26 protein-coding genes are annotated in these 25289 nt (G+C 60.0%); 19 read left to right on the top strand and 7 right to left on the bottom strand.

What is annotated here, in order from left to right:
• Positions 1 to 20 precede the first annotated feature (20 nt).
• A complete protein-coding gene (locus RPS27_RS16260; RefSeq protein ID WP_212067953.1) occupies positions 21 to 419 on the top strand; it encodes an META domain-containing protein in 399 nt (132 codons plus the stop codon).
• 166 nt (positions 420 to 585) lie between these two features.
• Here the strand turns inward: RPS27_RS16260 and RPS27_RS16255 are convergent, their stop codons facing one another.
• The 3 genes from RPS27_RS16255 to groES form a co-directional block, all read right to left on the bottom strand.
• Positions 586 to 1797 (bottom strand): hypothetical protein, encoded by a 1212-nt coding sequence (locus tag RPS27_RS16255; protein ID WP_211418538.1) that lies wholly within the window; start codon positions 1795 to 1797, stop codon positions 586 to 588.
• A gap of 196 nt (positions 1798 to 1993) precedes the next feature.
• Complete coding sequence (gene groL, locus RPS27_RS16250; RefSeq protein ID WP_211418537.1) at positions 1994 to 3625, bottom strand: chaperonin GroEL; 1632 nt, start codon at positions 3623 to 3625, stop codon at positions 1994 to 1996.
• A gap of 117 nt (positions 3626 to 3742) precedes the next feature.
• Entirely contained in the window at positions 3743 to 4039 is a 297-nt protein-coding gene (gene groES / locus RPS27_RS16245) for a co-chaperone GroES (RefSeq protein ID WP_097657489.1), read from the bottom strand.
• Positions 4040 to 4355: 316 nt separating this feature from the next.
• Here groES and RPS27_RS16240 point away from each other — a divergent pair, with 316 nt between their 5' ends.
• The gene (locus tag RPS27_RS16240; protein WP_212067954.1) at positions 4356 to 4877 is read left to right on the top strand and encodes a hypothetical protein; all 522 of its coding nucleotides are present in this window, start codon (positions 4356 to 4358) and stop codon (positions 4875 to 4877) included.
• A gap of 114 nt (positions 4878 to 4991) precedes the next feature.
• Here RPS27_RS16240 and RPS27_RS16235 read toward each other — a convergent pair whose 3' ends face one another.
• Positions 4992 to 5777 (bottom strand): protein phosphatase CheZ, encoded by a 786-nt coding sequence (locus RPS27_RS16235; RefSeq protein WP_194406026.1) that lies wholly within the window; start codon positions 5775 to 5777, stop codon positions 4992 to 4994.
• 315 nt (positions 5778 to 6092) lie between these two features.
• Here RPS27_RS16235 and RPS27_RS16230 point away from each other — a divergent pair, with 315 nt between their 5' ends.
• From RPS27_RS16230 to RPS27_RS16150, 17 genes are all read left to right on the top strand, one after another.
• Entirely contained in the window at positions 6093 to 6920 is an 828-nt protein-coding gene (locus RPS27_RS16230; protein ID WP_211418536.1) for a L,D-transpeptidase, read from the top strand.
• 302 nt (positions 6921 to 7222) lie between these two features.
• Entirely contained in the window at positions 7223 to 8491 is a 1269-nt protein-coding gene (locus RPS27_RS16225) for a hypothetical protein (protein ID WP_313754133.1), read from the top strand.
• 231 nt (positions 8492 to 8722) lie between these two features.
• On the top strand, positions 8723 to 9130 hold the full coding sequence (locus tag RPS27_RS16220) for a hypothetical protein (RefSeq protein WP_313754132.1): 408 nt from the start codon (positions 8723 to 8725) through the stop codon (positions 9128 to 9130).
• Positions 9127 to 10062 (top strand): ParB N-terminal domain-containing protein, encoded by a 936-nt coding sequence (locus RPS27_RS16215; RefSeq protein WP_313754131.1) that lies wholly within the window; start codon positions 9127 to 9129, stop codon positions 10060 to 10062. The genes RPS27_RS16220 and RPS27_RS16215 overlap by 4 nt, the downstream gene beginning before the upstream one ends.
• Before the next feature lie 86 nt (positions 10063 to 10148).
• Complete coding sequence (locus RPS27_RS16210) at positions 10149 to 10553, top strand: hypothetical protein (RefSeq protein WP_313754130.1); 405 nt, start codon at positions 10149 to 10151, stop codon at positions 10551 to 10553.
• A gap of 108 nt (positions 10554 to 10661) precedes the next feature.
• Positions 10662 to 12473: a DUF3987 domain-containing protein gene (locus RPS27_RS16205; RefSeq protein WP_313754129.1), complete on the top strand. Its 1812-nt coding sequence runs from the start codon at positions 10662 to 10664 to the stop codon at positions 12471 to 12473.
• A gap of 146 nt (positions 12474 to 12619) precedes the next feature.
• Positions 12620 to 13243, top strand: a complete 624-nt coding sequence (locus RPS27_RS16200) for a hypothetical protein (RefSeq protein WP_313754128.1) — start codon at positions 12620 to 12622, stop codon at positions 13241 to 13243.
• Positions 13244 to 13413: 170 nt separating this feature from the next.
• Positions 13414 to 13746: a hypothetical protein gene (locus RPS27_RS16195; RefSeq protein ID WP_313754127.1), complete on the top strand. Its 333-nt coding sequence runs from the start codon at positions 13414 to 13416 to the stop codon at positions 13744 to 13746.
• Positions 13747 to 13757: 11 nt separating this feature from the next.
• Positions 13758 to 13967: a hypothetical protein gene (locus RPS27_RS16190; protein WP_313754126.1), complete on the top strand. Its 210-nt coding sequence runs from the start codon at positions 13758 to 13760 to the stop codon at positions 13965 to 13967.
• Entirely contained in the window at positions 13964 to 14494 is a 531-nt protein-coding gene (locus tag RPS27_RS16185) for a hypothetical protein (RefSeq protein WP_313754125.1), read from the top strand. Before RPS27_RS16190 ends, RPS27_RS16185 begins: the two co-directional genes overlap by 4 nt.
• 4 nt (positions 14495 to 14498) lie before the next feature.
• Positions 14499 to 14753: a hypothetical protein gene (locus RPS27_RS16180; RefSeq protein ID WP_313754124.1), complete on the top strand. Its 255-nt coding sequence runs from the start codon at positions 14499 to 14501 to the stop codon at positions 14751 to 14753.
• A gap of 146 nt (positions 14754 to 14899) precedes the next feature.
• On the top strand, positions 14900 to 15280 hold the full coding sequence (locus tag RPS27_RS16175) for a P27 family phage terminase small subunit (RefSeq protein WP_313754123.1): 381 nt from the start codon (positions 14900 to 14902) through the stop codon (positions 15278 to 15280).
• A 953-nt stretch (positions 15281 to 16233) separates the two neighbouring features.
• Positions 16234 to 16551, top strand: a complete 318-nt coding sequence (locus tag RPS27_RS16170) for a DUF1648 domain-containing protein (protein ID WP_313754122.1) — start codon at positions 16234 to 16236, stop codon at positions 16549 to 16551.
• A 192-nt stretch (positions 16552 to 16743) separates the two neighbouring features.
• The gene (locus RPS27_RS16165) at positions 16744 to 17160 is read left to right on the top strand and encodes a hypothetical protein (protein WP_313754121.1); all 417 of its coding nucleotides are present in this window, start codon (positions 16744 to 16746) and stop codon (positions 17158 to 17160) included.
• Positions 17161 to 17637: 477 nt separating this feature from the next.
• Complete coding sequence (locus RPS27_RS16160; RefSeq protein WP_313754120.1) at positions 17638 to 18252, top strand: NYN domain-containing protein; 615 nt, start codon at positions 17638 to 17640, stop codon at positions 18250 to 18252.
• An 83-nt stretch (positions 18253 to 18335) separates the two neighbouring features.
• A complete protein-coding gene (locus RPS27_RS16155; RefSeq protein ID WP_313754119.1) occupies positions 18336 to 18614 on the top strand; it encodes a hypothetical protein in 279 nt (92 codons plus the stop codon).
• Between the two features lie 670 nt (positions 18615 to 19284).
• On the top strand, positions 19285 to 20112 hold the full coding sequence (locus tag RPS27_RS16150; RefSeq protein ID WP_313754118.1) for a hypothetical protein: 828 nt from the start codon (positions 19285 to 19287) through the stop codon (positions 20110 to 20112).
• A 381-nt stretch (positions 20113 to 20493) separates the two neighbouring features.
• Here the strand turns inward: RPS27_RS16150 and RPS27_RS16145 are convergent, their stop codons facing one another.
• From RPS27_RS16145 to RPS27_RS16135, 3 genes are all read right to left on the bottom strand, one after another.
• A complete protein-coding gene (locus tag RPS27_RS16145; protein WP_313754117.1) occupies positions 20494 to 21270 on the bottom strand; it encodes a hypothetical protein in 777 nt (258 codons plus the stop codon).
• Between the two features lie 2095 nt (positions 21271 to 23365).
• A complete protein-coding gene (locus RPS27_RS16140; RefSeq protein WP_313754116.1) occupies positions 23366 to 23770 on the bottom strand; it encodes a hypothetical protein in 405 nt (134 codons plus the stop codon).
• 521 nt (positions 23771 to 24291) lie between these two features.
• Complete coding sequence (locus RPS27_RS16135) at positions 24292 to 25149, bottom strand: hypothetical protein (protein ID WP_313754115.1); 858 nt, start codon at positions 25147 to 25149, stop codon at positions 24292 to 24294.
• Positions 25150 to 25289: the final 140 nt, after the last annotated feature.

The raw sequence follows: 25289 nt of genomic DNA, 5'->3' as shown, positions 1-25289 counted from the left end.
CGGGTCGGACGAGAGGTCTCATGGTTTCGCTCAAGCAGATGGTGTGTGCGGCGGTTGCAATGCTCGCGATGTCCACGCTCGCGCGTGCCGAGGACGGCTTTCCGTTCGGCACCGAGATGACGCTGGAAGCGTTGCCGCAAGCAGGCTCCAAGCGGATTCCGAACATCGAGATCGGCGACCATGGCGAGGTCGTGCTTGAGCTCTGGTGCAAGGGCGGCAAGGGCCAGTTCTCGGTCGCCGGCAACACCGTGATCTTCGTGCCCGGGCAGATCCAGGATCGCTCCTGCCCGCCGGCGAGAGCCCAGGCCGACGACGAGCTCGTCGCGGCCCTCTCCAGTGTCGAGACCTGGAAGCGCCAGGGCGACGTGCTGACGCTGATCGGCCCGAAGTCGCTGCGCTTCAGGACGACGGGGAATTAACTCTCGCGAACGTTGCCCTCGTGTCCCGGACAAGGCGCAGCGCGCAAGCGATGCGCCGCAGAGCCGGGACCCAGTCTTTCATCCGCGACTTTGCTTGTGGCTCTGGGCCCCGCTCAGCAGCGCATCACTGAAGTGCTGCGCTGCGTCCGGGGCACGACAGCTCGGCCTATTTCCACACCGACTTGTCGGCGTCCCAGCGCTGGCCCCTGAGCTCCTTGGCGAGCGCCTCGATCGAACCGTTGTCGTCGGGCTGCTCGCCTTCCTCGTCCACCGAGGCGTCGTCGGAGAGATTGAGCTTAGGCCCGCTGCTCTCGTCGGCGGTCGTCGTCGCGGGGCTGCCGATCCAGAGCATGAGCTTGTCGGTGGTGCCGGGCTTGTCCGGCGAGACGAGGCCTGCGACCTCGATCGTGTCGGTCAGCTCGAGCGCGGGAAAATCCTGGTTCGGCCGCTTGAACACCAGCTTGAGCTTGCCGGTGGCGGGGTTGAAGCTTTGCGAGACCGGCTTTGCCGCGAGCGTTCGGCTCAGGACGTTCGCAACAGTGCTCGCGAGCTTGTTGCGGTTGATCTTGTCCCCCTCGCGCCAGTCGGCCGCGGGAAAGCGGATCGTGCGGTCCATCTCGGTCATTCCGGCGGTCCAGCCCGCGGCGGTGACGCCTGGCGTCGCCTTGAACTTCGCCAGCAGCGCGCCGGCGCGCTCGGGATCGACCGACATGTTGATGGTCTGCTCGCCTGCGCGCAGCGCATCGCAGCCGACATTGAGGCTCGCCAGCGTCACCTCGACGTCCTGGCCCTTCAGGCTCTTCAGGAAGTCGGTTGCAGTGTCGAGCTTCACCTTGACCGCAATCGCCTCCGGCGAGACGTCGGTGAAATCCTTCGGCTGGGGCGTGATGCCGTCGTCGGAGGTCTGATTATCCTGAAATTCCTTCTCGCTGAGATCGGAATTGTCGGGCGAGGTGACCTCGGTCACCACCTGGCCGATGCTGATCTGGCCGCGAAACTCGAAGGTGTCGCCGCTCTGCTTGCGCAGCAGCTTGACGCTGACGGGCGCCTTCTCACCGACGCTCTGCGTGGTGCCGGTCAGGTTCTGGCCCGCGACCTGGAGATTGACGACGAAGCGGTCCTTGCGGTCGGAATTCTTCGCGACGGGATAGCAGACGTCGAGCACGGCCGCCGTGACCGTCTTGCCCTGGCGGGTCTCCTTCAGGATCACGTCGGCATTGCCGTCCATCAGCCCGTCGATCGAGGTGAAATAGCGCGTCTCCACGCCACCGGGCGCCGTGGCCTTGGGCGACAGCTTCATCTGGGCGGAGGCGACCTCCGGTGAAACTGCCAGCAGAACTGCCAACAGGGCTGTCGAACAAACCAGAAGCGCGCGCATCGACGACATCCTCGAGCAACGAGCATGATCCGGAAAAGTGTGAAGCGGTTTTCCGAAAAGATCATGCTCAAACAATAGAATCGGCGCCACCGTAGTGGTTTTTGGCCGTGGATTGAATTGGAAAGCGGTCCCCATCGTTCCCAAAAAGAAGGCCGCCCGGAGGCGGCCTTCGCAATCGTGTCAGGTGAAGTCGGCCTCAGAAGCCGCCCATACCGCCGCCGGCGGGCATGGCGGGCGCGGCTTCCTTCTTCGGCGACTCGGCGACCATGGCCTCGGTGGTCACCAGCAGACCGGCGATCGAGGCGGCGTCCTGCAGCGCGGTGCGCACCACCTTGGCCGGGTCGATGATGCCCTTCTCGACCATGTCGACATAGTCCTCGTTCTGGGCATCGAAGCCGAAGGTCTCGGACTTGTTCTCCAGGATTTTGCCGACCACGATCGAGCCTTCCACGCCGGCGTTCTCGGAGATCTGGCGGATCGGAGCTTCCAGCGCCTTCAGCACGATGTTGATGCCGGCCTGGACGTCGGCATTGGCGTTGCTGAGACGGCCGACCGCCTTCTTGGCGCGGAGCAGCGCGACGCCGCCGCCGGGGACGATGCCTTCCTGCACCGCGGCGCGGGTGGCGTTGAGCGCGTCCTCGACGCGGTCCTTCTTCTCCTTGACCTCGATCTCGGTCGCGCCGCCGACGCGGATCACCGCGACGCCGCCCGCGAGCTTGGCGAGGCGCTCCTGGAGCTTCTCGCGGTCGTAGTCCGAGGTGGTCTCCTCGATCTGGGCCTTGATCTGGCCGACGCGGGCCTCGATCTCCGGCTTCTTGCCGGCACCCTTGACGATCGTGGTGTTCTCCTTGTCGATCACGACCTTGCCGGCGCGGCCCAGCATCTTGACCGTGACGTTCTCGAGCTTCATGCCGAGATCTTCGGAGATGAGCTGGCCGCCGGTGAGGATGGCGAGATCCTCGAGCATGGCTTTGCGGCGATCACCGAAGCCCGGCGCCTTCACCGCGGCCACCTTCAGGCCGCCACGGAGCCGGTTGACGACCAGCGTGGCCAGCGCCTCGCCCTCGACGTCCTCCGCGATGATGACGAGCGGCTTGCCCGACTGCACCACGGCTTCCAGCACCGGCAGCATGGCCTGCAGGCCCGAGAGCTTCTTCTCGTGCAGGAGGATGTAGGCGTCCTCGAGCTCGGCGGTCATCTTCTCGGGGTTGGTGACGAAGTAGGGGCTGAGATAGCCGCGGTCGAACTTCATGCCCTCGACGATGTCGACTTCGGTGTCGAGCGACTTGTTCTCTTCGACGGTGATGACGCCCTCGTTGCCGACCTTCTGCATCGCCTGGGCGATCATCTTGCCGATGGCGGCATCGCCATTGGCCGAGATGGTGCCGACCTGGGCGACCTCGGAGGAGGCGGCGACCGGCTTGGCGCGCTTCTCGATGTCCTTGATGACGGCGGCCACCGCGCTGTCGATGCCGCGCTTGAGGTCCATCGGGTTCATGCCGGCGGCAACCGCCTTGGCGCCCTCGCGCACGATGGCCTGGGCCAGCACGGTCGCGGTGGTGGTGCCGTCGCCGGCGAGGTCGTTGGTCTTGGAGGCGACCTCACGCACCATCTGGGCGCCCATGTTCTCGAACTTGTCCTCGAGCTCGATCTCCTTGGCGACGGTGACGCCGTCCTTGGTGATGCGGGGCGCGCCGAACGATTTCTCGATGACGACGTTGCGGCCCTTTGGGCCGAGCGTCACCTTGACGGCGTTGGCGAGGATGTCGACGCCGCGCAGCATGCGTTCGCGCGCGTCCCCGGAAAATTTGACGTCTTTGGCAGCCATGTCTGCAGTCCCTCGTGTTTCGTGATGTGTCTTGTCTTGTGCTGTCGGGCGGAATGATGGATGCCCGGACCGCTCGGATCCGGGCATCACATTCAGCGGCTGTTCAGGCGGATGGCCTTAGGCCAGAACGCCCATGATGTCCGACTCCTTCATGATCAGGAGGTCTTCGTTGTCGATCTTGACCTCGGTGCCCGACCACTTGCCGAACAGCACGCGGTCGCCGACCTTGAGGTCGATGGGGACCAGCTTGCCGGCCTCGTCACGGCCGCCGGGGCCGACGGCGACGATTTCGCCCTGGGACGGCTTTTCCTTGGCGGTGTCGGGAATGATGATGCCGCCCTTGGTCTTTTCCTCGGCGTCGATACGTTTGACCACGACACGGTCATGCAGCGGACGAAATTTGGATTTAGCCATGACGTTTCCCTTTGGAGGCTCGCTTCGGAAGGTGTGGAAGTGGGTGGGGCGGCGCTTCCGTCCGGCCCCTATCCCGAGGATCGAACGGCGCGCTTAGCAATCGGGCTTTCCGAGTGCTAATAGTGGGCCCGGAAATATGGCTTGGCCGCGATCCTGTCAAGCAAAGGTGGTTAAGCGGTTGTTGAGGCGGATATAGGATGTTGGCATTGGAAACTTGTTCGGGGCGCAGACGTATCAAAGGACGTCATTGCTCCGGCAGCTTTTTTGCGCTTGGCTGCGGGAGGGGTGCGGCCATGGTTTTGTCCGGGGGAATGCCATGATCAGTTCAGCTCACGCGCGCACGGTTGCCAATCTGGCGGCCGCCTCTTGTCTGGCGCTGCTGCTGGGCGCCTGCGGCGGCGGCATGAGCCTGCCGTCCTTCTCGTCGTCCTCGCCGCCGCCCGACGCCGAGTCGGGCGTTGCTCCCGAAATGCCTGCGACCATTCGCGCCGACGAGATCGTGGGCCGTTGGGGCCTGGCCTCGTTCCAGAACCCGGCCGACCGCGCCCGCACCGAGGCGGCCGCCCGGGCCCAGTGCAAGAACCCTTACGTGATCACCGCCGGTTCCTCCGGCGGCGTGATCATGCATCTGGCCGACCAGGCGACGCCGCAGGAGCTGCGGCTGAAGGGCTCGCCGAGCGGCAAGAACTACATCGGACCGGCGGGACCCACCCCCGGCGAGCAGGACCGCGAAATCGTCTCCTTCGACGGCCGCGTCCTGATCACCCGCTTCATCGACAAGGACGCCGCCACCCGCTACGGCAACATGGTCTACGTCCGCTGCGCGCCGAGAGCGTGATTTGCTCTTCCCCTCTCCTCTTGTGTGAGAGGGGGGATGTTGCTGGTGATACAGCCAAAACAAAAAACGCCGGCTCGCGCCGGCGTTTTGCTTTTTCTGTCGGTCCGCGTCCGTTCAGTCGAACAGCGCGTCGATGTCGTCCTGCGAGGCGTGGCCGACGTCGCCGGAGAGCTTCGGACCGTTGAGGAGCTTTTCGTCCTCGGTGCGATTGTCGACTGGGGCCGGCACATGCGACTTGATGGCGTCGACGCCGCCCCAGATGTCCATCATCGCATTGATATGCTGCTCGATGAACTTCATCGTGGTCATGACCTTGCTGATGCGCTGGCCGGTCAGGTCCTGGAAGTTGCAGGCTTCGAAGATCGAGATGACGCGTTCCTGGATGTCGTCGGCGAGCCGCTTCTGCTGGTCGATCGAATCCACCTTGGACATCGCGCTGGCGGCCTGGTCGATCGATTCCGCGGCTTCGAGGATCTGCTGGGTCGCCTGCTCGGTACCGCCGACCACCGCGCCGAGCTCGCCATTGACCTTGGCCATCTCGCCGCCGTCGAAGCTCTTGCCGTGCAGCGTCGCGATCTCGCGCTTGGTGCGATCGATGGCGTCGTGGATGAGGTCGAGCTCGACCTTCAGCTTCTCGCACTGTTCGATCTGCGCGCGATAGGTTTCGAGCATGGTGCGGGCTTCGGAAAGCTCGTGGGCGGTGGAGGCATCGATCGCCGCCATGGCCGCGCTGCCGGACAGCGGTGCCGCCACGACGCCCTTCGCCATCTGGGCGCGGATCGCACGTAGCTCGGCCATGATCTCGCTATGCATCGGGATTGCCTCTTCAGTTACGTCCAAAATCGGCATCTCGCCACCAGCGATATCCTCAACGCGAAAACGTTTGCGGTGAACAGCCATCAGGATACTCCCCCCACCTCACTCACGCGTCTTTGTAGACAGAAGCGATTTAACACGAAGTTCACAGCAGGAACTGTTGTGCGGGCTCGCGCGACGCCGTGCAAAGAAGCGATTAACCATGGCCGCGCCGCGTTCATCAAAAATAAACGCTGATCGCCAAATTGCCGTGCGCCTGACGACGTGGTGAATCCAAACCCGCGTTCCGTTTACCAAACAAAACGGCTTTTGCTCTTTATTGACCACGTCGCGGCGGCGGATCAGCCAGGCGCCTTCCACGACGCATGTGATCTAGACGAAACAGTACAGAGTACGTCGATGTTCAAGAAAATGCCTGTCGCGCTGCTCGCCAGCGCTTGCACCTTCATTGCCGGCGCGAACGACGCCAGCGCGTTTGACAACACCGTGCCGAACGATCCGCCCGCGGTGCTCTATGCGCCGCAGGTGCCGCCGGCACCGGTGCGCGTCGCCTCCAATGCCAACATGGGCGGCGGCTTCATCGAGTTCCTGTTCGGCGATGGTCCCGGCCGCGGTCCGGCCTACGCGCCCGAGCGGCCGGTGTATCAGCAGCAGCCGGGTTATTACGATCAGCGCCGTCTGCCGCCGATGGGCGAGCCGCAGATGCAGGGCGGATATCAGCAAGGCGGATATCAGCAAGGCGCGCTGCAGCAGGACGCGGTCGATCCGCGGCAGCGTCAGTTCGATCCGAAATTCGAGAAACAACTCGTTGACTATAGCGGCAAGGAAACTCCCGGCACGATCGTGGTCGATACCCCGAACAAGTTCCTCTATCTCGTCGAGGGTAACGGTCGGGCGATGCGCTACGGCATCGGTGTCGGGCGCCCCGGTTTCACCTGGTCAGGCGTGAAGTCGATCACGGCCAAGCGCGAATGGCCGGACTGGACGCCGCCGGCGGAGATGATCGCCCGTCGCCCCGATTTGCCCCGGCACATGGAAGGCGGCCCCGAGAACCCGCTCGGCGCCCGCGCGATGTATCTGGGCTCGACGCTCTATCGCATCCACGGCTCCAACGAGCCCTGGACCATCGGCACCAACGTTTCCTCCGGCTGCATCCGCATGCGCAACGAGGACGTCATCGACCTCTATGGCCGTGTCAATGTCGGCACCAAGGTCGTGGTGATGTGATTCGTCTTTACCCTCTCCCCTTGTGGGAGAGGGTGGCTTCGCCGTAGGCGAAGCCGGGTGAGGGGTATCTATCCGCGAGTCCCACTCTCACGATTTGAGTTCGTGGATAGATACCCCTCATCCGGCGCTTCGCGCCACCTTCTCCCACAAGGGGAAAAAGCGCTGCCCACGGCACCCTACTCTGATACACTGATCCTACACAAGCGACTGTAATCATTTGCATTTTGTCCATTGCGCTCTACCCTGCTCAACCCCTATCTATCCAGTAGTTAGGGACTTTTGAGGGACTGAAGGGATCAGCCATGGCGCCACGGATACGCTCATCGCAATTGGAAACCCGCACCAGCCGGGCAAGACTGACACCGGGCAAGCATACCCAGATGCTCGCGCCGTGCATCCATGCGCTCTATCGCAAGAATGCACTGGCGGCGGGATCATGGTCGCTGCTCGTCAAGCGCAAGCCTGAATATGTGCGCAAGATCGGTCTTGCGGATGATCGTGAAGACGCTAACGGCGAAACGATCCTGAGCTATCCGCAGATGGTCGAGAAGTGTTTCGCGTTGGCGCGGGACGGCGAAGGCAACTCAGGCGCCGTCGCCACCGTGCTCGAATCGGTCGAGGCCTACAAGGACGATCTGGAGGCCGCCGGTCGCAGCACCTATAACGCCACGACGCTGATGAAGCAGCATCTGCCCCCCATGTTGGCCGGCAAGTCGGTCGCGCTGCTGAAGAAGCGCGACTTCACCACATGGTGGGCCTCGATGCTGGCGAAGGGTTTGGCGCCGGAGTCGGTCGCACGCTACGCCAAGTCGCTGCGCTCGGCGCTGAATCAGGCGGCCGACGATGACGCCCGGATCAAGAACCGCAAGGTGTGGAAGGAAGGGTTGCGCGGTCCGGCCAAGAACGACGACGACGAGACCGAGCCGGTGCGCAACAATTTCATCCTGCCGGATGCGACAGTCACCGCGATCATGTATGCCTGTCACGATGAAGCAACGGAGCGCGGTGACGATTTCGGTCTGTTGATCGACATCATGAGCGAATGCGGCGCCAGAGAAAGTCAAGTGTGGCGGTTGAAGCCGCGCCATCTGAACGACGATGACCCGGCCAAGCCGGTGCTGACGGTGCCGAAGTCGCGCAAGGGCCTGACTCGCAAAAAGACGGCCAAGAAGAAGAAAGATTATGATGTGCCGATCTCGCCGCGACTGGCTGCGCTGCTCAGGCAGAAGGCTAACACCCGTACCGGCAACGAGCCGCTGCTCGTCAAGGTCTGGGACGTCGCGGACCGCTTCCGCGCGGTGATCAAAAGCCTCGGGCTCGATACAACATTGTTGCCGTACTGCCTTCGCTACAGCTCGATCAATCGTGCGCTGCTGAGCGGGACGCCGATGGCGCTTGTCGCCACAAATCACGACACCAGCACGCAAGTCATCGAAGCGTTTTATGCGCGCTACATCAACAAGTCGAAGAAGGGCGATGAGCTGTCGCGCGCCTCGCTGATCGATCATTCGCGACCTGGGCCCGCGAGCAACGTCACGCCGATCACGATCAGGGCGGCGACGAGTCGCTGATAAATTGGTGCGCGGCTCGCTCTGCACGCAAACCGATTTTTTCATGCATTTGTGTGAATCAGACTTTCGGCTCGCACTACAAACCCAAACTTGTCGGCCGCAAGCGAAAACCGACTCGTCGTACCACACTTTATTTTCGGCGCGCCCGCAATCGCAGGCGTGACATTGCCATCCACGCCCATCAGACTGCAAATCGCCCGCTTGCCAAGGATCGTTTTTTTGGAGGCCGTCATGCGACAGCATGTCCGCCCCGCGATCGAGGCTGCCAAGGTCGCGGGCAAACTGAATCGTAAAGCGAAGTGCGCTACTGCCAAGCAGAGTGCACGCAAAGCCACAGACACCAAGAAGAGAGGCCGGCCCAAGAAGCCCGAGAGCCCGCCGCTACCGCCCGCCGTCCTGACGATTCCGCAGTTCTGCGAAATCCACGACATGAGCCCGGCCTACTATCACAAGCTGAGGGCCGCCGGAAAAGGGCCGCGCGAAATGCGCGCGACTGTCCCGGAGGACGAGACGCGGGTCAACAAGGGCAAGCGCAAGTCCGGCTACGTCCGGATCACGCTGGAGGCCGCCGCCGACTGGCGCCGCGAGCGAGAGCAGGCGAGCACAGCCGCGCGCGAGAGCGTGGAGGCCTCGTCATGACCGCACCGAACTCTTGGCGCGACGTCTTGCCGGTCCATCCGGCGGCCGAGCTGTTTCCGATGATGGAGGGCGCAGAGTTCGACGCCTTGGCCGAGGACATCAAGCAGAGCGGGCTACTCTACCCTATTATCATCTGGCACGACGTTGCCGGTGACGTGCAATACTTACTCGACGGTCGCAACCGGCTGAGGGCGCTGCTCGCTGCCGGGATTAGACTCGATGAAGATCAGCACTTCCGTGTCGTCGGTCACTGCGAAAGCACCCGCGATCCTTACGCTCTCGCTGTCTCCCTAAACATCCACCGCCGCCATCTCACCACCGAGCAGAAGCGGGAGCTGATCGCCAAGCTGCTGAAGGCGACGCCGGAGAAGTCCAACCGCCAGATCGCTGAGACGGTGAAGGCCAGCCATGTGACGGTCGGCACCGTCCGGGCCGAGCTGGAATCAACTGGACAGATTGACCAGTTGACGAGGACAGTCGGCAAGGACGGCCGGGCGCGCAGGACCACCAAGGGCGACGTGTCCAAGTTGGACACACGGATCGATAAAGGCGGGCGCAGCCAAGCTGCACATAACGATCTGGCATGGCGTGTTCGCGATGTTGTTGAGGCTATAGGCACCATTCGCGATGCGACCGAGCAGCATCAGTTGCTCGATTGCCTTGCATTCAGCATTCGCATGTTACTCAAACCGTTGCTCAAGAGCGGCAGTCCGCTGTCGTCCGAGCAGACCAAGGCCGCTGCTGAAAAGGGCTATGAGAATTTTTGTCATCTGCGCGCGACCGAAGCGGATGCGGAAGGCGAGTATGTCGGCCACGACCATGAGTGGGACGATCTCTGCGATAAGGCCGCCGCCAAGGGCCTGCTCGACGATGTCGACGACGACACCGGCATGCCGAAGTTTCTGAAGCGAGCCCGCGAGGCTGCGCAATGACCACCACGCCCGGCCGATCAGCGCGCCGGGCTTTGCATTTTCGAGATCGGGCCGAGGGCAACACCGAGAGCGAGAGGAGAGTGAACATGAGTGATGATGTCACCAAGCTGATCGATGACGGCCAGTTTTACGATATCAACAGTCCCGAAGGACGCGAGATATTGCGCAGCATCGATGATCCTCAAGAGATCGAGCGCGCGAAGCTGGCTGAAGAAGATCGGCTAGCGGAAATACTTTGCCAGATTATCGCCGCACGCGAGCAGCAGCGAGAGACTAGTGGGCAACACGAAGAAGGCCATCGTTATCTTCAGTATCTGTGCACAAAAGAGGAGGATGCCAAGCGTGAACTGATGCAGTTTGCCGAGTTCTGGGACAGCGCAGCTGAAGACGTCATGAAGTGGACAATACTGGACGGCGTGATCGAGCGCTATTCACGTTGCGAGGCTCAGATGCAGAGCATTTGCCGTTCGTTGTGGCGCGATGACGCCTGACAAACGCAGAACCGCCCGGCGCGGTCTCAATCCACGTCGGGCGGCAGCACCTGAGCAGAGCAAGGAAGTTTAGAGCGCATTCGACCGACCTGACCAAGGAAGTCCGAGATGCAGGACCAGTTTAATCCCAACGGCGCGGCACAGACAAGCCCGCACGACTTCACGAAGGCCAGAGGCCATGCGCCGGACGTCGCGGTCAGGCCCGCTGTTCCGCAGCCTCACGAACAAGACAGTTGGGGCATCATCCGCTATGCGCCGGGCAGCGGACGTGTCCCGGACGAGGACGTCGCCGCCTTCGACGGCTGGTACAGCGACTATGAGGACGCCTTCGCCATCGCCAAGGAGTGGGCAACTGAATATCCGCAATGGATCGTCGGGTGTGTGCAGTCGGACTTGGTGTGGTTCGGCAACGGCGATTTCGCAACCGTCGCGGATAAACCGCTGACGCAGCGCGAAGCCACCTTGCTCAATGCAGCGAAGGCGTCATCGTCATCGCAGTCGTCAGGATCGGAGCCGCTATTCGATCCGTGGGAACGCTACATCGTGCCCGAGTTTCCGCTGCAGGTATTGCCTCAGACGGTGCAACGCTATGTCACCTCTCAATCTACGGTGATCGGCTGTGATCCTGCCGCGCTGGCCATGGCTGCGCTGACCACCTTTAGCGGCGCGCTGGATCATCGCTTCGCGGTGAAGATGATGCGCAACGGCAACTGGTGGGAGCATCCCCGCATGTGGACACTGTTGGTCGGTGATCCATCGCGCAAGAAGACACCGATTATCAACGATGTGACTCGGCCACTGGAGCGGCATCAGAACGAGTTGCGGAAAATTTATGAAAACAGTCTGCAGAAGTACGAGGCGCTCGCAAAGCAGAAAGACTATACATTCGAGAAGCCCAATCCGCCGCCGCGCTACGTCGTCTTCGACACCACGACGGAGAAGCTAGGCGAAATGCTCTCGCGCAGTCCGCACGGTTTGCTGGTGAAGCGTGACGAATTTTCCGGCTGGATCGGCGGTATGGAGAAGTACAGTTCATCGCGCGGTGCCGGTGCTGATCGCGGCTTCTGGCTGCAGGCCTTCGATGGCGGACCACATGCGGTTGATCGCATCGGTCGCGGCGAACTCTACATCGACAATTTGTCGGTCAGTCTGATCGGCGGCATCCAGCCCGCCAAACTGATGGAGTTACATGGGCTGACCAGCGATGGATTGCTGCAACGGTTCGTGCCGGTCATCATGCGAGCCTCGCGCCTTGCACAGGATTGTAAGAGTGACGACAACCGCGAAGACTATCAGGCCCTCGTCTATAAGCTGATCAAGGCGCCGCCTCGTCGGTTCTCTCTGTCCGACGACGCGCTCACGCGAATGAACGGGCTACGCGAACATCTCCATAACCTTGAACAGGCCGCCGCCGGACTGGCGGACGGGCTGCAGGCGTTTATCGGCAAGCTTCCCGGCATCGCGGGTCGGCTCGCGGTCATCCTGCACATGGCTGCCAATCCGGAAAATCCATTCAGAGAGATCGGGGCGACGACGCTCGCCCACGTCCACACGCTGGTCGTTGACTTCATCCTGCCGCATGCGGTGGAGTTCTATCGCTCGACCGAAGAGCTGACCGGTGGCGAGCGCCTGCGCAAGATCGCCAGTTGGATACTGACCAGCGGGCAGAAGGTCGTCACCTCGCGTGATCTGATCCGCAATGTGGCCTGTCTGCGCGGCGTGTCGGTGCTGGACCTGCAGACCTGCGTTTCACCGCTGGTTGCCGCCGGCTGGCTCGAACCGACGAAGCCCGGACCGCTTCAGCGGGAATGGGCCGTCAACCCCAAAGTGGCCGCCCAGTTCGACCAGCAACGGCAGACGGAGGAGCAGCGCAAGGCTTTCGTCGCCTCGCTGATGGGGTCGCCGCGCAAATCACCATAGAGGGAGTTTGTCCAATTTGTCGATACGCGGGTGCGGACTACTTCAGAATAGGGGCTTTGGAACTTTAATTGGCGACGTTTGGGCTCTGCCCTCGCGCCCGCGTATCGACAAACTGGACGAACATTAACTGCGGGAGAAACCGAACAATGCCCGGACATCGGATCAACAAAGCTCAGCGCCGGGCCTTGCGTACCGGCCACGTCGTCGTCGTGCGCGGCTGGCGCCGCCCCGAGCCCGAACGCCCGGCGGCCGGACCTTGCTTTCGGATCAACCCGGAAACCGGTGAGCGGGCCGGCGTCGTGATCAGGGTGCCGGCCGGGCAGCTGCGCATCAGCGGCAGGGCACCGTTGCGGGTTCAGCGCGCCGCCACAAAAACCGGATCAGCCGTGCGTAGCCGCCCCGCCCAGGCGCTGGCCGAGATCGCCCGGTCCGAGACAGCCCCGGCGCTGGACGCGCAGCAGGGGTCGCCGGTAGCGCTGTGTGCGGCTGGTCTGGCGAACGCGGCGCCGACGATCGGCAAGGGCCGCTGGTTTCGCATCTTGAGCGACGACCTCGCCGCCGTCCGTCGACGTCGGACCAATAAGCGGAAGGCCAAGGGGCTCAGGTCCCGCCGCATCGACGTGCATACCCACGACTTCGCCAAGGCGCTGGAGGCGTCGCGCCGCGCCAGCATCGAGGAGACGCGGAAGCCTGCCCTGGTGAGAGCGAAGCTGGAGGAGGTCGTCAGCGACTTCATCGAGCGCTGGCGTCCGGAATTCAAGGACGACTGATGAGATCACGCGTGATGTCGTGAAAGGCTCGGCCGGGTCTACGCTGCACAGCATGAGCACCGTATCCTCAGTTTGCCGGCCGCGCTGGTCCGATGATGACTAGGATCGTATTCGCCGAGATGCCCGCAAGAGCGCCCGAGCCGGTCGAGGCAGCTCCTACGATGATGCCGATGAGCGAACAGCTCATTCGGTGGATCGTGCATTTCTGTCGCGTCCCAAGCGGAGTCCGCAAAGGTGATCGGGTTGAGCTGACGGACGAACAGAAAGAGCTGCTTAAGGTCATCTACGACGGCTCAACGAAAGAGCATGTCGTGCGGGATACCCTCGCCGCCTATCTTGCGCTCGCGACGATGTGCGGCCCGGCGACAGGCAACAGTTATGTGCGGTTCGCCGCCGATGATCTTCTGATGTGGGAAGCGGCGTCGCCCGAGCTGCGCGGCATTCTTGTCCGCGATGCAAAGGGCCGCCTCTCTTTTTCGGGCCGAGCGGTTCTGACGACATGAAATGAATTTCAATGGCGGACATCCTGAAACGCACTTGGCTGAGCGCGGCGGAGCGAGACCGCCGCATCGTTTCATCGGTTCTGAGCGATCAGCAGCTTGCCCAGATCGACGAAGCGGCCGCTGAAGCTGACGCGCTGCTGCTTAGGCTTCGCGGTCGCACTGTTGATTCGGCGAAGCAGCGACCATCAGCGCCGTGTTGTGATCTTGTGAGGCAACGATGACGCGCGAAGAAACTGCAGAGATCGATCGACAGGCTGCCGAATGCGATGCCATCCTGGTTCGGCGGCGCGAGCGCCGCCGCGACGTTGATAACGGTACTCACCGGACCGATTGGAGGCCCTCGCGCCAGCCAACATCAACTGACGTCGAGAAGCGGGCCGTTGCGGCCATGCTTGCCGAACGGAAACAGCAGCAGATCAGTCAAGACGCGTACGCGGCGGATTGGACGCGTTTCGTCAATCAAGTGATCGATCAGCGTCTCGGTAACACGTCCCAGCTTGCGACCAGAGAGGGAACGGTCAGGCTCATCGAAGAGGTCTGCGATGAAATTGCGTCGATCACCGGACCAATGGAGCGCATGATCCGGACGGGCGGCGCCGATACTGCGGTGAACACGTTGCGCGAGGAAGTGTTATCGCGGCTCGACAGCATCGATTCGAGGCTCGATGCCATCGAAGCGCGGCTCGACGAGATTGAAACTGATGCCATCGATCGCAGCGCCGGAAAGGTCACAAGATTGAGGAAGTAAGATCATGCCGCATGACGAGGCAGAACGAGCGATGTGGTCGTTGCCGTTCTATGAGCGCGCCGCAATGCTGATCGGCTCGATGATCGAAGAGGACGGCGACGGGTTGCGTTTCATCGCGCGGCTTGCAGTCTTGATGCACTATCTGGCCGGCCAATTGTCCGAGCTGCATAAGCGTGCGTGCTGCAAACTCCTGCGTGATGTCGCAGATCGGCTTGAAGCTGGACTTGAAGTTGGCGAAGAGCCGCGCGTGATCCATTGAAGGGTTTTGGTCGGGGGGGAATGCATTTCTTTTTTGGCCGGCCCGATGCCCGACCGATGCCACGGTCAAATTGAAACGATACTAAGCTTTCATCGCGCGAGCGGTTTTCGCAGCGAACATGACAAAAGCATTAGGGATCAGCGGCTATGATCCGCAAGCAACCGCCTCTGTCCGTCGTCGGATCGACATCGTCTGAAATCGCTCCGCCGAGGAAGCTTGGTGTGCATGGGGCCGCGCTCTGGGATCGTGTTCAGGCGATGTATCGCATCGAGGATGTTGGCGGCGTCGAAATCCTAGCCCAGATTTGCGCCGCACTGGATCGTGCCGAGCAGTTGGCCGACGAAGTTGCGCGCGACGGTCCCATGATCATGACAAAGTCCGGCATGCGCGAGCATCCGGCGCTGAAGGTTGAGTTGGCATGCCGAGCGTACATCACGCGAAGCCTGCAGCGGCTCGGCCTGAATTTGGAAGTGGTTAAGTCGCCGGGACGGCCGCTGAGCGGCGGCATTGGGTGGCGCGGGGACTAGAGCCCGCTTTACCTTCAAGTGCGGACGGGATGGCGGGACCTCCTGAGGGCAGAGATGGGCCAGAAGCTGACTTAAGGGTCTGCAAACCCTAATCGGCAGAGAGCTGCCAACTGAGAGGTCGTCGTGCTACTTTAGCGGGCATGTCGCCTTTCAGCATTCGTTCCACCCTTATGCTCGGCCTCGTCGTCGCGGGCACATCAAGCGCGTACATCAAGCGCGTACATGTTCCTCGGCCTCAGCCTCGTCGTGGTGCTGATAACCTTAGGCCTAGCCTGCCTTGTCTACATTCCGTTCGCTAAGCGATACGGATGGGGTAATGAGGGGCGTCTCACGAGACATCTCAGTCGTCCGCCATTCGAAGACGAAAGCCGCAGAGCCGGTTAAACCGCGAGAGCGTATGTACCCTGAAGGAACAGGATGAATGTTTCAGACGAAGTCCGAGTTTGGCGATTTCGAGTGCGAGGCTTTGCGGTTGCTGGAGTTGTATGTCTCGCCCTGTTTTTCTTTCTGAAGATTTTCGATCCAACCGAGTTCGCGAAAAGCGTCATTCTTCCGCTTGTCCTGCTTTTCGTCTTCCTTTTGCTGTGCGGGACATATTGCACCCGCCGGTATTGGAAACATTTTAGAGAAGATGAAGTACGACGCGGCGGATCAGAAGAAACCGCGCGTGCAAAATGGCATAGAATGCACCCGCCTCTTGGCTAGATGCTGGTGGTCCGCTTCGGGTCAACCTGAGACCTTGAGCCGGCGGCTCGTTACGTCTGGTTCACCGCCAGCTACGGACCTCCAACCGGCGACCCAGCATGGCAGTAACGGGCCACAAGCGGCCGTCGCGTAATCGGTCAACCGGACAGCAACCATAAGAAATGGCGCGAGCGGTTCCATTTAGACAAGCATAGATTGCTTCTTCGTCTCGCGATAGGTTTGGCCGGTTCTTTTGGAAGGCGCAAAGCATGCTACCCGCAGATTACGTATTTGGCTTCGCTGTTGCGTTGGTGGTCGCATTCAATCTTTATATTGGTCCTCGGATCGGACGCGACCGCGTTGCAATGCAATGGGGACCGAATGGCGAGCCAACATGGTACGTTCCAAAATGGTTAGCCATGTGGGGAATGATTATCTTCATGGTGGCCGTTCGGCTCTTCATTTGGTTGGCTTCGACATACGCGCCGCAGCATGTGCACGGTGCTGATTTAGGGATAGTCATTTTCTCGCTGATCGCCGCCGGTTCTCACCTGTTCGTTTTGATGAAGGCGAGAGCGACCATCTGAACGGTCCCGCAAGTCGCCTCTGGGTCACAAGCTGCCCTTGAAAGATCGCTGCGGCTTGGTCGGCCCACCTACCGAAAGCAGACGTTGCGCCTCTCCGAGCGAGGGTCAGCATCGGGCCAGAAGGCGACATCGAATCCTATTGTTTTGTGCCTGACCCGTTATGATAACCCACTGCCAAACAAGAAGGTGGAGGTGACCGCTATGATCGGTCGAGCAGGGCTCGCGAGCACAATCTTTGCTGTGCTGATTACTTTTCCTGCCGTGGCTTGCCGTGGTCCTCAATTCGAACATCGGATCCTAGTCGATGCGGTCCCACCGGCAGCGGAAGGAAGCGAGGTCATTGCCAAAGTCGAGATCATCGAGGTGAGAATTCATGAGATTGCGGGAATGCGCCCTTTTCATGTGGCTCGTGGTCGAGTGCTACAATCAATCAGAGGCAGTTCGGACGGACAGATTGTCGAAATCTACGCTGAACGGGATTCATGCGGCGGTGGGCTCGATCAGCGTGCCGTCGGACGAATTGAGTTCATAGCTGGCCGCTTTGAACAGATAGCCAGCCACATCTTTTTCAGGGGCAGTTGGACTAATCGCCAACTAGGCAAAATCTGAGGTTGGCAAGGCAGGCCGTCAGCAATCGAGTCAGCTTTGGGTCAACCTGAGACCTTGAACCGGCGGCTCGCTACGTCTGGTTCACCCCCAGCTACGGACCTCGAACCGGCAACCCAGCATGGCAGCAACGGGGCCAGAAACCGAAGTCACCCCGAACTGAGTAGTACGGTGGATTGGCCGACCTGCCATTGCTCCTCTTGATGCGACGTAACGTCACATGCTTGAGGTTTGAAATTTGAGCGCCTGCAACCTAGTCTAATTCAATTACCAGATGCCCGCCGTGATCAATTTTGTGCGGGCTAGACTCGCAAGCGGAACGACGCGTTAGCGTTTTGCTGTTGCTTGCGGTGGCGCACTGCGCTTACCCAGACGCGCGGTAGATGGTGCCGGACTGCCGCGAATTGCGGCCCCTCCTCACTCCAAAATCCACATCGCGGTGCCCATCGAAATCGATCGGCAGGGCCGGAGTATCGCCTCATGTCATCAAATACAGCACGCAACATTGCCTTGTTCATCGATGGCGCAAATCTCTTCGCAACCGCCAAGGCTCTCGGATTCGATATCGATTACAAGCGACTTTTGGAGGATTTTGGGGGCCGCGGGAGGCTTGTTCGCGCGTATTATTACACCACCGTCTTTGACAACCATGAACAGTTCTCTTCAATCCGACCCTTGATCGATTGGTTGGACTACAATGGCTACACCGTCGTAACTAAGCCGGCCAAGGAGTTTATCGACCCCCACGGGCGTCGCAAAATCAAGGGCAGCTTAGACGTTGAACTTGCCGTCCAGGCCATGGAGCTTGCTGAGCATCTTGACCAAATGGTGCTATTCTCCGGCGATGGCGATTTCCGTCCGTTGGTCGAGGCGGTGCAGCGACGCGGGGTCCATGTCACTGTTGTCTCCACGATAGACACCCAACCACCAATGATTGCAGATGAGCTTCGTCGACAGGCCGATGTCTTCATGGACATTGTCGAATTGGGACCCCGCATCGCCCGCATCTCCGCCGATCGCCCCGGTTACCGCGAGAGACGCTTGCCTTCCGACAGCGTCTTGCGTGGGCCTAAGCAAGATGAAAGCGAACACTAATCGCCGCTTACGTGTGTTCTATTTCCCTGACGGCTAAAACCCAGAAAGCCGACATTGCGCCGTGCCTTCATTGGAGGTGTACCATGGTCACAACCCGCACACCGATCAACCGCCCGCCGCGCTCGCATATCACGCCGCGCGCGATCGAGCTGTTCAAACAGATGCAGGGCTGCGATGGCGAACTCAGTCAGCAGCTGCACAACGAGCTGCACGATGAGCTGCAGCTCAAGCCCTGGCAGTGGCCCGCCATCGTCGATCCGGACGAGGGCCAGACTGAGTACCCGGAATACACGGGCGGCGGACAATGGCATCGGCAGGCGCAGGCGCTGTGGCGGGAGCTGGAGAGGCGGGCGGCGGCGTGAGGATTCACACGACTGGCGAGCGCTCCTCGTCGCCAGAACCTTTTCGCCCGGGTTCGCGTGCGCCATCGTCTCGAACGCCTTCGCGATCTTCCCAGCCCCGTGCTGATCCTTGAACGCGTCCCACGCCGCTTTGAACTTCGCTTCGTCGAGCGTTGCCGCGTCGCCGAACGGCAGGCCGGGCAGCGTCACCACGATAGTCCACCGCCACACGCCGGGGACGCGCTCGCTTGTGTAGCGAGTGCGGCCGATGGGCTGACCGCCTTCGCAAACCGAGTAGTCATCGGGGCCGATTAGGCGCAAGGTCAGCGTGGCGAGGCGTTCCAGATTTAACCTTTTGCGCAGACATCAAGCTTAACCAACGTCTTCCGTTGCGTGGCAAGAATGCCCTGATACGCTCTGCGCATATCAAGCGCAGCGTGTTCAAGATGATTAGATACTCATCCTACGGCACGACGAATTCTTCAAAGCAGCCGGCGACGCCCGACTACGACGATCCGCTTCGTGCAGCATATTGCGAACTATTAGAGCTGCGTCGGCGTGTCACAGCCGCTGAAGCGGCCAGGGTACAGCGATCTTGTGCTCGCAGACGTAAACGGACGAAAAGAATATCAAATGCTCGGCTAGCGTCCGAACTCCGTCAATAGCCGGTCGCGATCCTGCAGGTGCAGGCTTGGCTGTGTCGCATGGTGGCAAGAAGAGCCAGGGCATCTGTCGTGTCGTGGCCATCGCGGTCCAGCTCCGCAACAAGAGCCTCTTGCTTCGTGCGCGGAGCGGCTCGTTGATCTGCGTCAGAGAAAGCAAAACAGGCCCCGGCAATCGCAACCCTAAAACGACTTACGACATGAAACCCGGTCAGTATTTGCTGACGCTCGGGCACGGCTCTGTTCGCGGAAAAACCACGGGCGCTCCTCAAGCGATACGTTCCTCAATCCAGACGTTGATTTCCGTCAAGGAATGGCTTCGCCTTCTGGAGCAAGCTCTCCTCGGTCCAATCAGAAGGAGAGTCCAAATGAAAGTGCATTTCTTTGCCACTATCGTGTGCTCTTCACTCGTCTTGGTGGGTGCGACCGGCGGGGCGCGGGCGGATACTATCGGGCGTTATGAATGCAACGTTGTCGGCAATGGCAACACGGAGCCGATAGGCGATCGCAGTGGACACAACTTAACCAGTATCCAGTTTTCCTGCGTTGGCGTAGATGGTCTTCTGAAAGGCGCGATTTATTCTGCGATCAACATCTCGGAGTGGGATGGCACCAAGGGAACGTTCTTGTTAGCTGGCGGCACCCATCGTTCGACTGGAGGGTTTGCGGTTACGCAGATGCTGGAAGGTGCCGGGTCGGTCGTGATGAAAGATGGGAAACCTGCTGGCACGGAGAGTTCAGGCAAGGCGGTCTTCAAATTCGCATCAGGAACCTTGGCAGCCATCTCAGGCAAGACAGTCAAATTTACTTCTAAGCCGATCGGCGTCGGCCGGTTTGAACTAGAGTTTGCAGACTGACAGGAGTAGTCGCAACTAATGAGGCAGGCCTCGTGGCGGCGTCGCCCACGAAGCGGCAAATCGGCCCCGGCCAGTCGCAGCCTACAACGACCACCGGGCCTGAGCGCCAGCATTTATCATTTGTCAGTGTTGCTGACACTAGGGAGCGGGTCTGTTCGCTTCCCGACCCTTCTAGCGGAGCGCTCCTCAAAGCCGCCATCCGCGACGTCGTGGTGCACATTCCCGCTTCTGCGGGCGTGAGCCGGCGAACGGTCGAGGTATAAACGGATGTGCTCCACGGGTGCGTGGCCATGTCCGTTGCCAGCAGTAGACCGGACGTCAATGCAGTCTACCACGACCGCTGCTTGTGATCCAAAGCGGACCTGACCGACCGCACTTGGATTAGCGTGGCGACCACTTGTTGAGAACCCACCTCCCGTTTAGCAACGTTACTTCGGCTGGGTGTGTCAGCATCGCCGAGCCGCCATCCTCATGAACCGTCACATTTAGCAAGAGGCGTTCATCGCCATCCCAACGGACGAATTCCCAATTTTCGTACTCCGTCGGCCTATAATGTATGGCCGGTCCTCTCGCGTTCATATCCGCCGGAAGAATGTCGAAGCCGTTGTTGGCGTCGCTCGGGCCGTCGATAGCGTTAACCGAGGCTAACCATCGTTTGCTAGGTGAATAGCCTGGAGGTGCGACAATCCTCCGTTGACGACCATCTCGTTGGCTAACCAAAAACCAAGCGTCGCTTTCATATCCCTGATCGTGGACCAAGAATAATCTGTCTTTCGGGAAATAGTCGTACAGAGAGAAGATTTCGCACGTATCGGGATTTCGCTCGCAATCGGCCTTGTCTTTGAACAATTTCATCTTGCCATTATCGAGCTTTAGCTGAAGGCCAGCGCCGCCCCGAACGACGGCTCCGGTCGTTTGTCCAATACACGCGCGTTCCCTTTCTGGTGAAAATTGATCGTTTTCAAACCGCGTGACCTTCAACTTGTCATCCAGAACCACGTCAGGATGTTTGCACACTCCGTCGCGCGGTTCCGCCGAGAAGCACGTGTAGCCATCAGGGCAAGGGTTACCAGGCAGAAATTCCGCAGAAGCCTCACACGCGCCCAACAATAGAGCGAGAGCTGTAAGAAATCCGGTGGCGATATGGGTGGGAGCCATTCACAGCCTATTCGGTGGGAGCAAGGTCACATTACACGAGCCGAAATTATGTTGCTCCAGCCATCTCGCCAGTTTCGTTAATGGAAGGTGCAGGTGGCTTGTCGCTGCTGCACGAAGACCCGATGTCGCCGTTTGGCCCTTAGCAGAACGGCGGTGCGGTTCACTGCAATGTCTGTTTTCAGGCCGACATCGGACGTGACCGCACGTATCAGTTCGCGCGTCGCGGCACATAACCAGCAACGGTCATGGCAGCGCTCGCCTCATACCACGGCGTGCATCGCCTATTAAGGAACTGGTTACCAGTCAATGTCACCATTTGCGTATTAGGCCGCCATTTGCGGCGAGCATTCTAAGAACGGTTAAATACTTCGACACGCCCGGTTGGCGGTCTCTTTCAGGAGAGGCCCGATGTTTAAGGGCTTAGCAGCGGCAGTCGTGGCGCTGATTAGCACAGCGCAACTGGATCGATACCTAACCAACGGGCGGTACACCGACGCGGCCATAGATATGCTGCGGCAGATCAGGCGCGCGTTTGGATTTTGAGGAGCCCATGGACCAAATGAGGCCGGTGGCGGAGGGCATCTCCTGGACTGATCTCAACGCGGAGGAGCAGCGCGCCATTGCAGTGTTGGGAGCCGGACTGTCTATCGAGTGTGTGATCCCGTTGCTCTCCTGAAATTAGAGCGGCTCGGGCTGACCGTTGGCTCCCATTTGACGGCCACTGCGCACGAGTTGCGGAAGCGCGTTGTTCTATACGAACTCCAGGCGCGGGATTGAGACGCGTAACCTTATTGGTGCGCTCCCGGACCTAGCTTGGGGAGTGCTTGAGGGTGTGCGTGAGGCTCGGGGGGTATGAAGTGTCAGGTGCTATCGAGCTGATCGTGGAGGGTTACGTTTCCCTCAGGGACCAAGCCGCTCTTGATGAGCTTCGGACACAGCGCCGCAAACTTATCGCAGATCTCAATGCATGCACCGGGATCGACTGCACGAGTACGATCCAGCAGATCGAGGGCGACATCGCCGTGATTGAGGCTGGGCTGGCGCGCTTGGGTGGCGCAGCGACGAGATAGCCAACCAACTGTTCGCGTTCAGCCGGCCGCCTTTACTCCATGCATGACGATCTTCGCGCGGCACAGGCCAACGACCCTTCAGCCCCTTTGCCTCGTGAGGATGAGTCGACGGCTCTGGCGCGGACCTCTCGAACGTCAAACAGGCGTGGCTGCCGAAGCGCATGGTGTCGCACGGCATTAGCCCGTACCATCCCGACCCGATCGCTGCGCTCGCGGCCAAGCGGGTCTGATGATTCGGAAGCTCTTGCGTGGAGCATTGATCGGATGCCGCAGCGCTTTAGTGGTTGATCCCCGGCAATGCCCGGATGTTGCGACCAAGTGACATTTTCTGGAAGTGCGCCAATATAGACAGGGATTCGCACAAATAACAGGCAGGCCCTGTTCGTAACTCATAGAGTGCCTACGATGTGCGTTGCGTCGCGTTGGCACCCGGGTGTCCAATGTCTCCCATGTGCTCGCGCTGATTCCAAACGGCCTGAGGAACGGTCCGGTAACGGCTCCGGTTTTAGCTTTGGGAGAAAGCGGTCACTCTCATGCGCTGCAATTCAGCACGCATGACAGATGATGATGGACACTGATCGATGGGATGACGTTAGCCGCGTCTGGGGCATGCGGTCGGCCCCTGATAGCGTAAAGGCCTGCACCACCTTGCCCGTGATGCAGGCCTCAGACCGCGTAAACCGGTCCCGGTTGGAGACTCGGCATGATCGCGGGGCACACTCGCAGACTTGCATGTTCGTGCGAGCTTTTCAACCGGACCTCCAAGACCACCTGTGTGGAGGTTTACGGATGCGTAAACGCCAGAAGCACTGGGTGCGTTCCTACGTTCGCGTTCGCCATCGGCGGCCCGAGCATGTGCGCGCTCACTTTCGGCCCAAGGACTAAGTCCTGAGCTGCTTACGGTGACGGGCTTGCGTCGGCGGCTCCGAACCGTCTCATAGAGAAACGACATCTTCTGGAGCGCGGGACTTGAGGCCCTGCGCTCCACTTCCCGCGAGAGCAGGCCCTTTGCTTTCGCGCGGCCGCTACTTGGATTTGAGCATCAGGCGGCCCTTGTACCGCTCGAACTCAACCGTCCGGCGTGTCTTGCGATCCGGAGCAGTGCCCGCATAACAGTTAGCCGAAATTGTAGCGAAGTACGCCGTGCCGGATGGCGCCGTGTCCGCCTTCGTTCGCACACTCACAGGATCGCAGTAAATTTCCTCCTCGCCGCCCATGTTGAAAACGAACTGCCATTGATCGATGGACAGGATATCGGTGCATTTATGATCTTCGGTCCAACTGGGCAGCGTGTAGGTGGTTGTGTCACCGTCTTTCTCCGGGGCGCACCACTCGCCAATGAAATCTATCGGCATCTTCTTCTGAGCGGCAGCATGCACGTAGCTGCCGACTGCAGAGCACATCGCCGCTGCAAGAATTAGTTTTCTCATTTCGATGTCCTAGTTCACGTACGGGGTCGGACAACCTTGGCAAAGTCGGTCAATTACATTTTTTGAAAAGGTTCGTAGATTTGTCTTTCATTGAAGTTTGCGCCATGAAGGCTGCCTCTCCAACCTTGAAGAAGAGCCAAATCTGCGTATCCCGAAATGTTCGAGGTGGTCGCGGCCTTCCATTTTGCCAACCCTCCGCATCCACACAGGTCATGCTGACTATGGTGTTGTCAGGGGTTCTTCCGGGGCGCACGCTGTCGATCCGTCCACACGTGGCCTCGTGATTCCATTCGACGCGTTGTGGCGAGACTGATATCCCTTCGGCATCCCCGCATTTTTCGGCGCTAGGATATACGGCCCATTGACCCAAGAATTCAGTCGGTAGCTCAGCGACAGCTGGATGAGCTGAGAACAAGCTGCAGGCGACGACTCCCACAACGACGAGGGACTGCTTCATGTTTTTCACCTCTTGAGCCCAACGTACACTTGTTGCCTTGTTCTCCGCGCGGCGAACCAGACGTTCACGTCGGATCATCGTTCTTAGCCGCGTATTTTGTGAAGGCATGCGAACCAAACATTTCTACATCGCGCTTCATCGCGCGAAAGAGACCGGACTGTGCAAAGCGACCAAGATTAGCCCTAACGGCTTCTGTTATCTTCTGCTGCTGAGTCGGTGATATTCTTTCCATTGCTTGCCTTCCCAGAACTGCTCTTTCCGATAAGAACTCGGCCAGTTCAATTGGCACTTTATATTCGCCCGGTCGAAACCAACCGCTGCGCTCAGAGATTCTGGTGCCCTTCCAGCGCTTAGGGTGCTTTAACTCTATAAAGCCGAAGATCGCGAATGGTCCGAGCTTCGAAAACACAAAGCTGGTTGATTCACTCGATCCGGCGTTAATCTCGATGGCTCTCATCAAGTATCGATTGATATTTGGCGGGAAAGATAAGCCCTGATGCTCCGCAATCTCACCAAATGGAAGGATGTGAACTTCGAAATCACCAATGTGCTTGTATTCGCCACGCAGGTATCGTGCCCAAGTTTGTAGCGCTTGCTCGGCTAGCTCAATCTGTCGTTCATTAAACTCCCGGGGGCCGTACTCCTCCTGTAAATAGAGGAGCGAGCGCCAAGCAACAGAAACACAGAATTTAAGCATCCAATCCGTGTAACGGACATGAATTGCAGGATTGCGGTCGTAAGGATGGAATATATGGGTTGCGAAAGGCGTCTCATATGAATTGAAAACATCTTCGCAGCTGCGGCAGAGCCAATGCCTCTTTGCGCCATCCTGCGACCGACGATTAGGCGTTTGGGAATGGCGAATGTGACCGGATTGCTTGAGCCACTTGAAAGCAAACGCAGGCAGCACATGGCTGTGCATGAGGGGCGCTTGTTGATTACAGAGCCTGCAAGTACCTTCCATGCCTGTCTGCCGGTTGCCGAATGGGCGTCGTGAGACAGTTACTCTGATTCGGCAGAAGGCTTACTTCCGTCAGATCACGGTGCGCTGCCGCTGGCTTC

Source organism: Bradyrhizobium sp. WYCCWR 12699, assembly GCF_032144035.1.
Classification (GTDB): Bacteria; Pseudomonadota; Alphaproteobacteria; order Rhizobiales; family Xanthobacteraceae; genus Bradyrhizobium.
Note: the sequence above shows the minus strand (reverse complement) of the source record. Positions and strands in the feature narration are given on the sequence as shown.

Bases quoted from the DNA above. Each gene is read 5' to 3' on its own strand.
- RPS27_RS16260 (WP_212067953.1), top strand. From the start codon at position 21: ATGGTTTCGCTCAAGCAGATGGTGTGTGCGGCGGTTGCAATGCTCGCG.
- RPS27_RS16255 (WP_211418538.1), bottom strand. From the start codon at position 1,797: ATGCGCGCGCTTCTGGTTTGTTCGACAGCCCTGTTGGCAGTTCTGCTG.
- groL (WP_211418537.1), bottom strand. From the start codon at position 3,625: ATGGCTGCCAAAGACGTCAAATTTTCCGGGGACGCGCGCGAACGCATG.
- groES (WP_097657489.1), bottom strand. From the start codon at position 4,039: ATGGCTAAATCCAAATTTCGTCCGCTGCATGACCGTGTCGTGGTCAAA.
- RPS27_RS16240 (WP_212067954.1), top strand. From the start codon at position 4,356: ATGATCAGTTCAGCTCACGCGCGCACGGTTGCCAATCTGGCGGCCGCC.
- RPS27_RS16235 (WP_194406026.1), bottom strand. From the start codon at position 5,777: ATGGCTGTTCACCGCAAACGTTTTCGCGTTGAGGATATCGCTGGTGGC.
- RPS27_RS16230 (WP_211418536.1), top strand. From the start codon at position 6,093: ATGTTCAAGAAAATGCCTGTCGCGCTGCTCGCCAGCGCTTGCACCTTC.
- RPS27_RS16225 (WP_313754133.1), top strand. From the start codon at position 7,223: ATGGCGCCACGGATACGCTCATCGCAATTGGAAACCCGCACCAGCCGG.
- RPS27_RS16220 (WP_313754132.1), top strand. From the start codon at position 8,723: ATGCGACAGCATGTCCGCCCCGCGATCGAGGCTGCCAAGGTCGCGGGC.
- RPS27_RS16215 (WP_313754131.1), top strand. From the start codon at position 9,127: ATGACCGCACCGAACTCTTGGCGCGACGTCTTGCCGGTCCATCCGGCG.
- RPS27_RS16210 (WP_313754130.1), top strand. From the start codon at position 10,149: ATGAGTGATGATGTCACCAAGCTGATCGATGACGGCCAGTTTTACGAT.
- RPS27_RS16205 (WP_313754129.1), top strand. From the start codon at position 10,662: ATGCAGGACCAGTTTAATCCCAACGGCGCGGCACAGACAAGCCCGCAC.
- RPS27_RS16200 (WP_313754128.1), top strand. From the start codon at position 12,620: ATGCCCGGACATCGGATCAACAAAGCTCAGCGCCGGGCCTTGCGTACC.
- RPS27_RS16195 (WP_313754127.1), top strand. From the start codon at position 13,414: ATGAGCGAACAGCTCATTCGGTGGATCGTGCATTTCTGTCGCGTCCCA.
- RPS27_RS16190 (WP_313754126.1), top strand. From the start codon at position 13,758: ATGGCGGACATCCTGAAACGCACTTGGCTGAGCGCGGCGGAGCGAGAC.
- RPS27_RS16185 (WP_313754125.1), top strand. From the start codon at position 13,964: ATGACGCGCGAAGAAACTGCAGAGATCGATCGACAGGCTGCCGAATGC.
- RPS27_RS16180 (WP_313754124.1), top strand. From the start codon at position 14,499: ATGCCGCATGACGAGGCAGAACGAGCGATGTGGTCGTTGCCGTTCTAT.
- RPS27_RS16175 (WP_313754123.1), top strand. From the start codon at position 14,900: ATGATCCGCAAGCAACCGCCTCTGTCCGTCGTCGGATCGACATCGTCT.
- RPS27_RS16170 (WP_313754122.1), top strand. From the start codon at position 16,234: ATGCTACCCGCAGATTACGTATTTGGCTTCGCTGTTGCGTTGGTGGTC.
- RPS27_RS16160 (WP_313754120.1), top strand. From the start codon at position 17,638: ATGTCATCAAATACAGCACGCAACATTGCCTTGTTCATCGATGGCGCA.
- RPS27_RS16155 (WP_313754119.1), top strand. From the start codon at position 18,336: ATGGTCACAACCCGCACACCGATCAACCGCCCGCCGCGCTCGCATATC.
- RPS27_RS16145 (WP_313754117.1), bottom strand. From the start codon at position 21,270: ATGGCTCCCACCCATATCGCCACCGGATTTCTTACAGCTCTCGCTCTA.
- RPS27_RS16140 (WP_313754116.1), bottom strand. From the start codon at position 23,770: ATGAGAAAACTAATTCTTGCAGCGGCGATGTGCTCTGCAGTCGGCAGC.
- RPS27_RS16135 (WP_313754115.1), bottom strand. From the start codon at position 25,149: ATGCACAGCCATGTGCTGCCTGCGTTTGCTTTCAAGTGGCTCAAGCAA.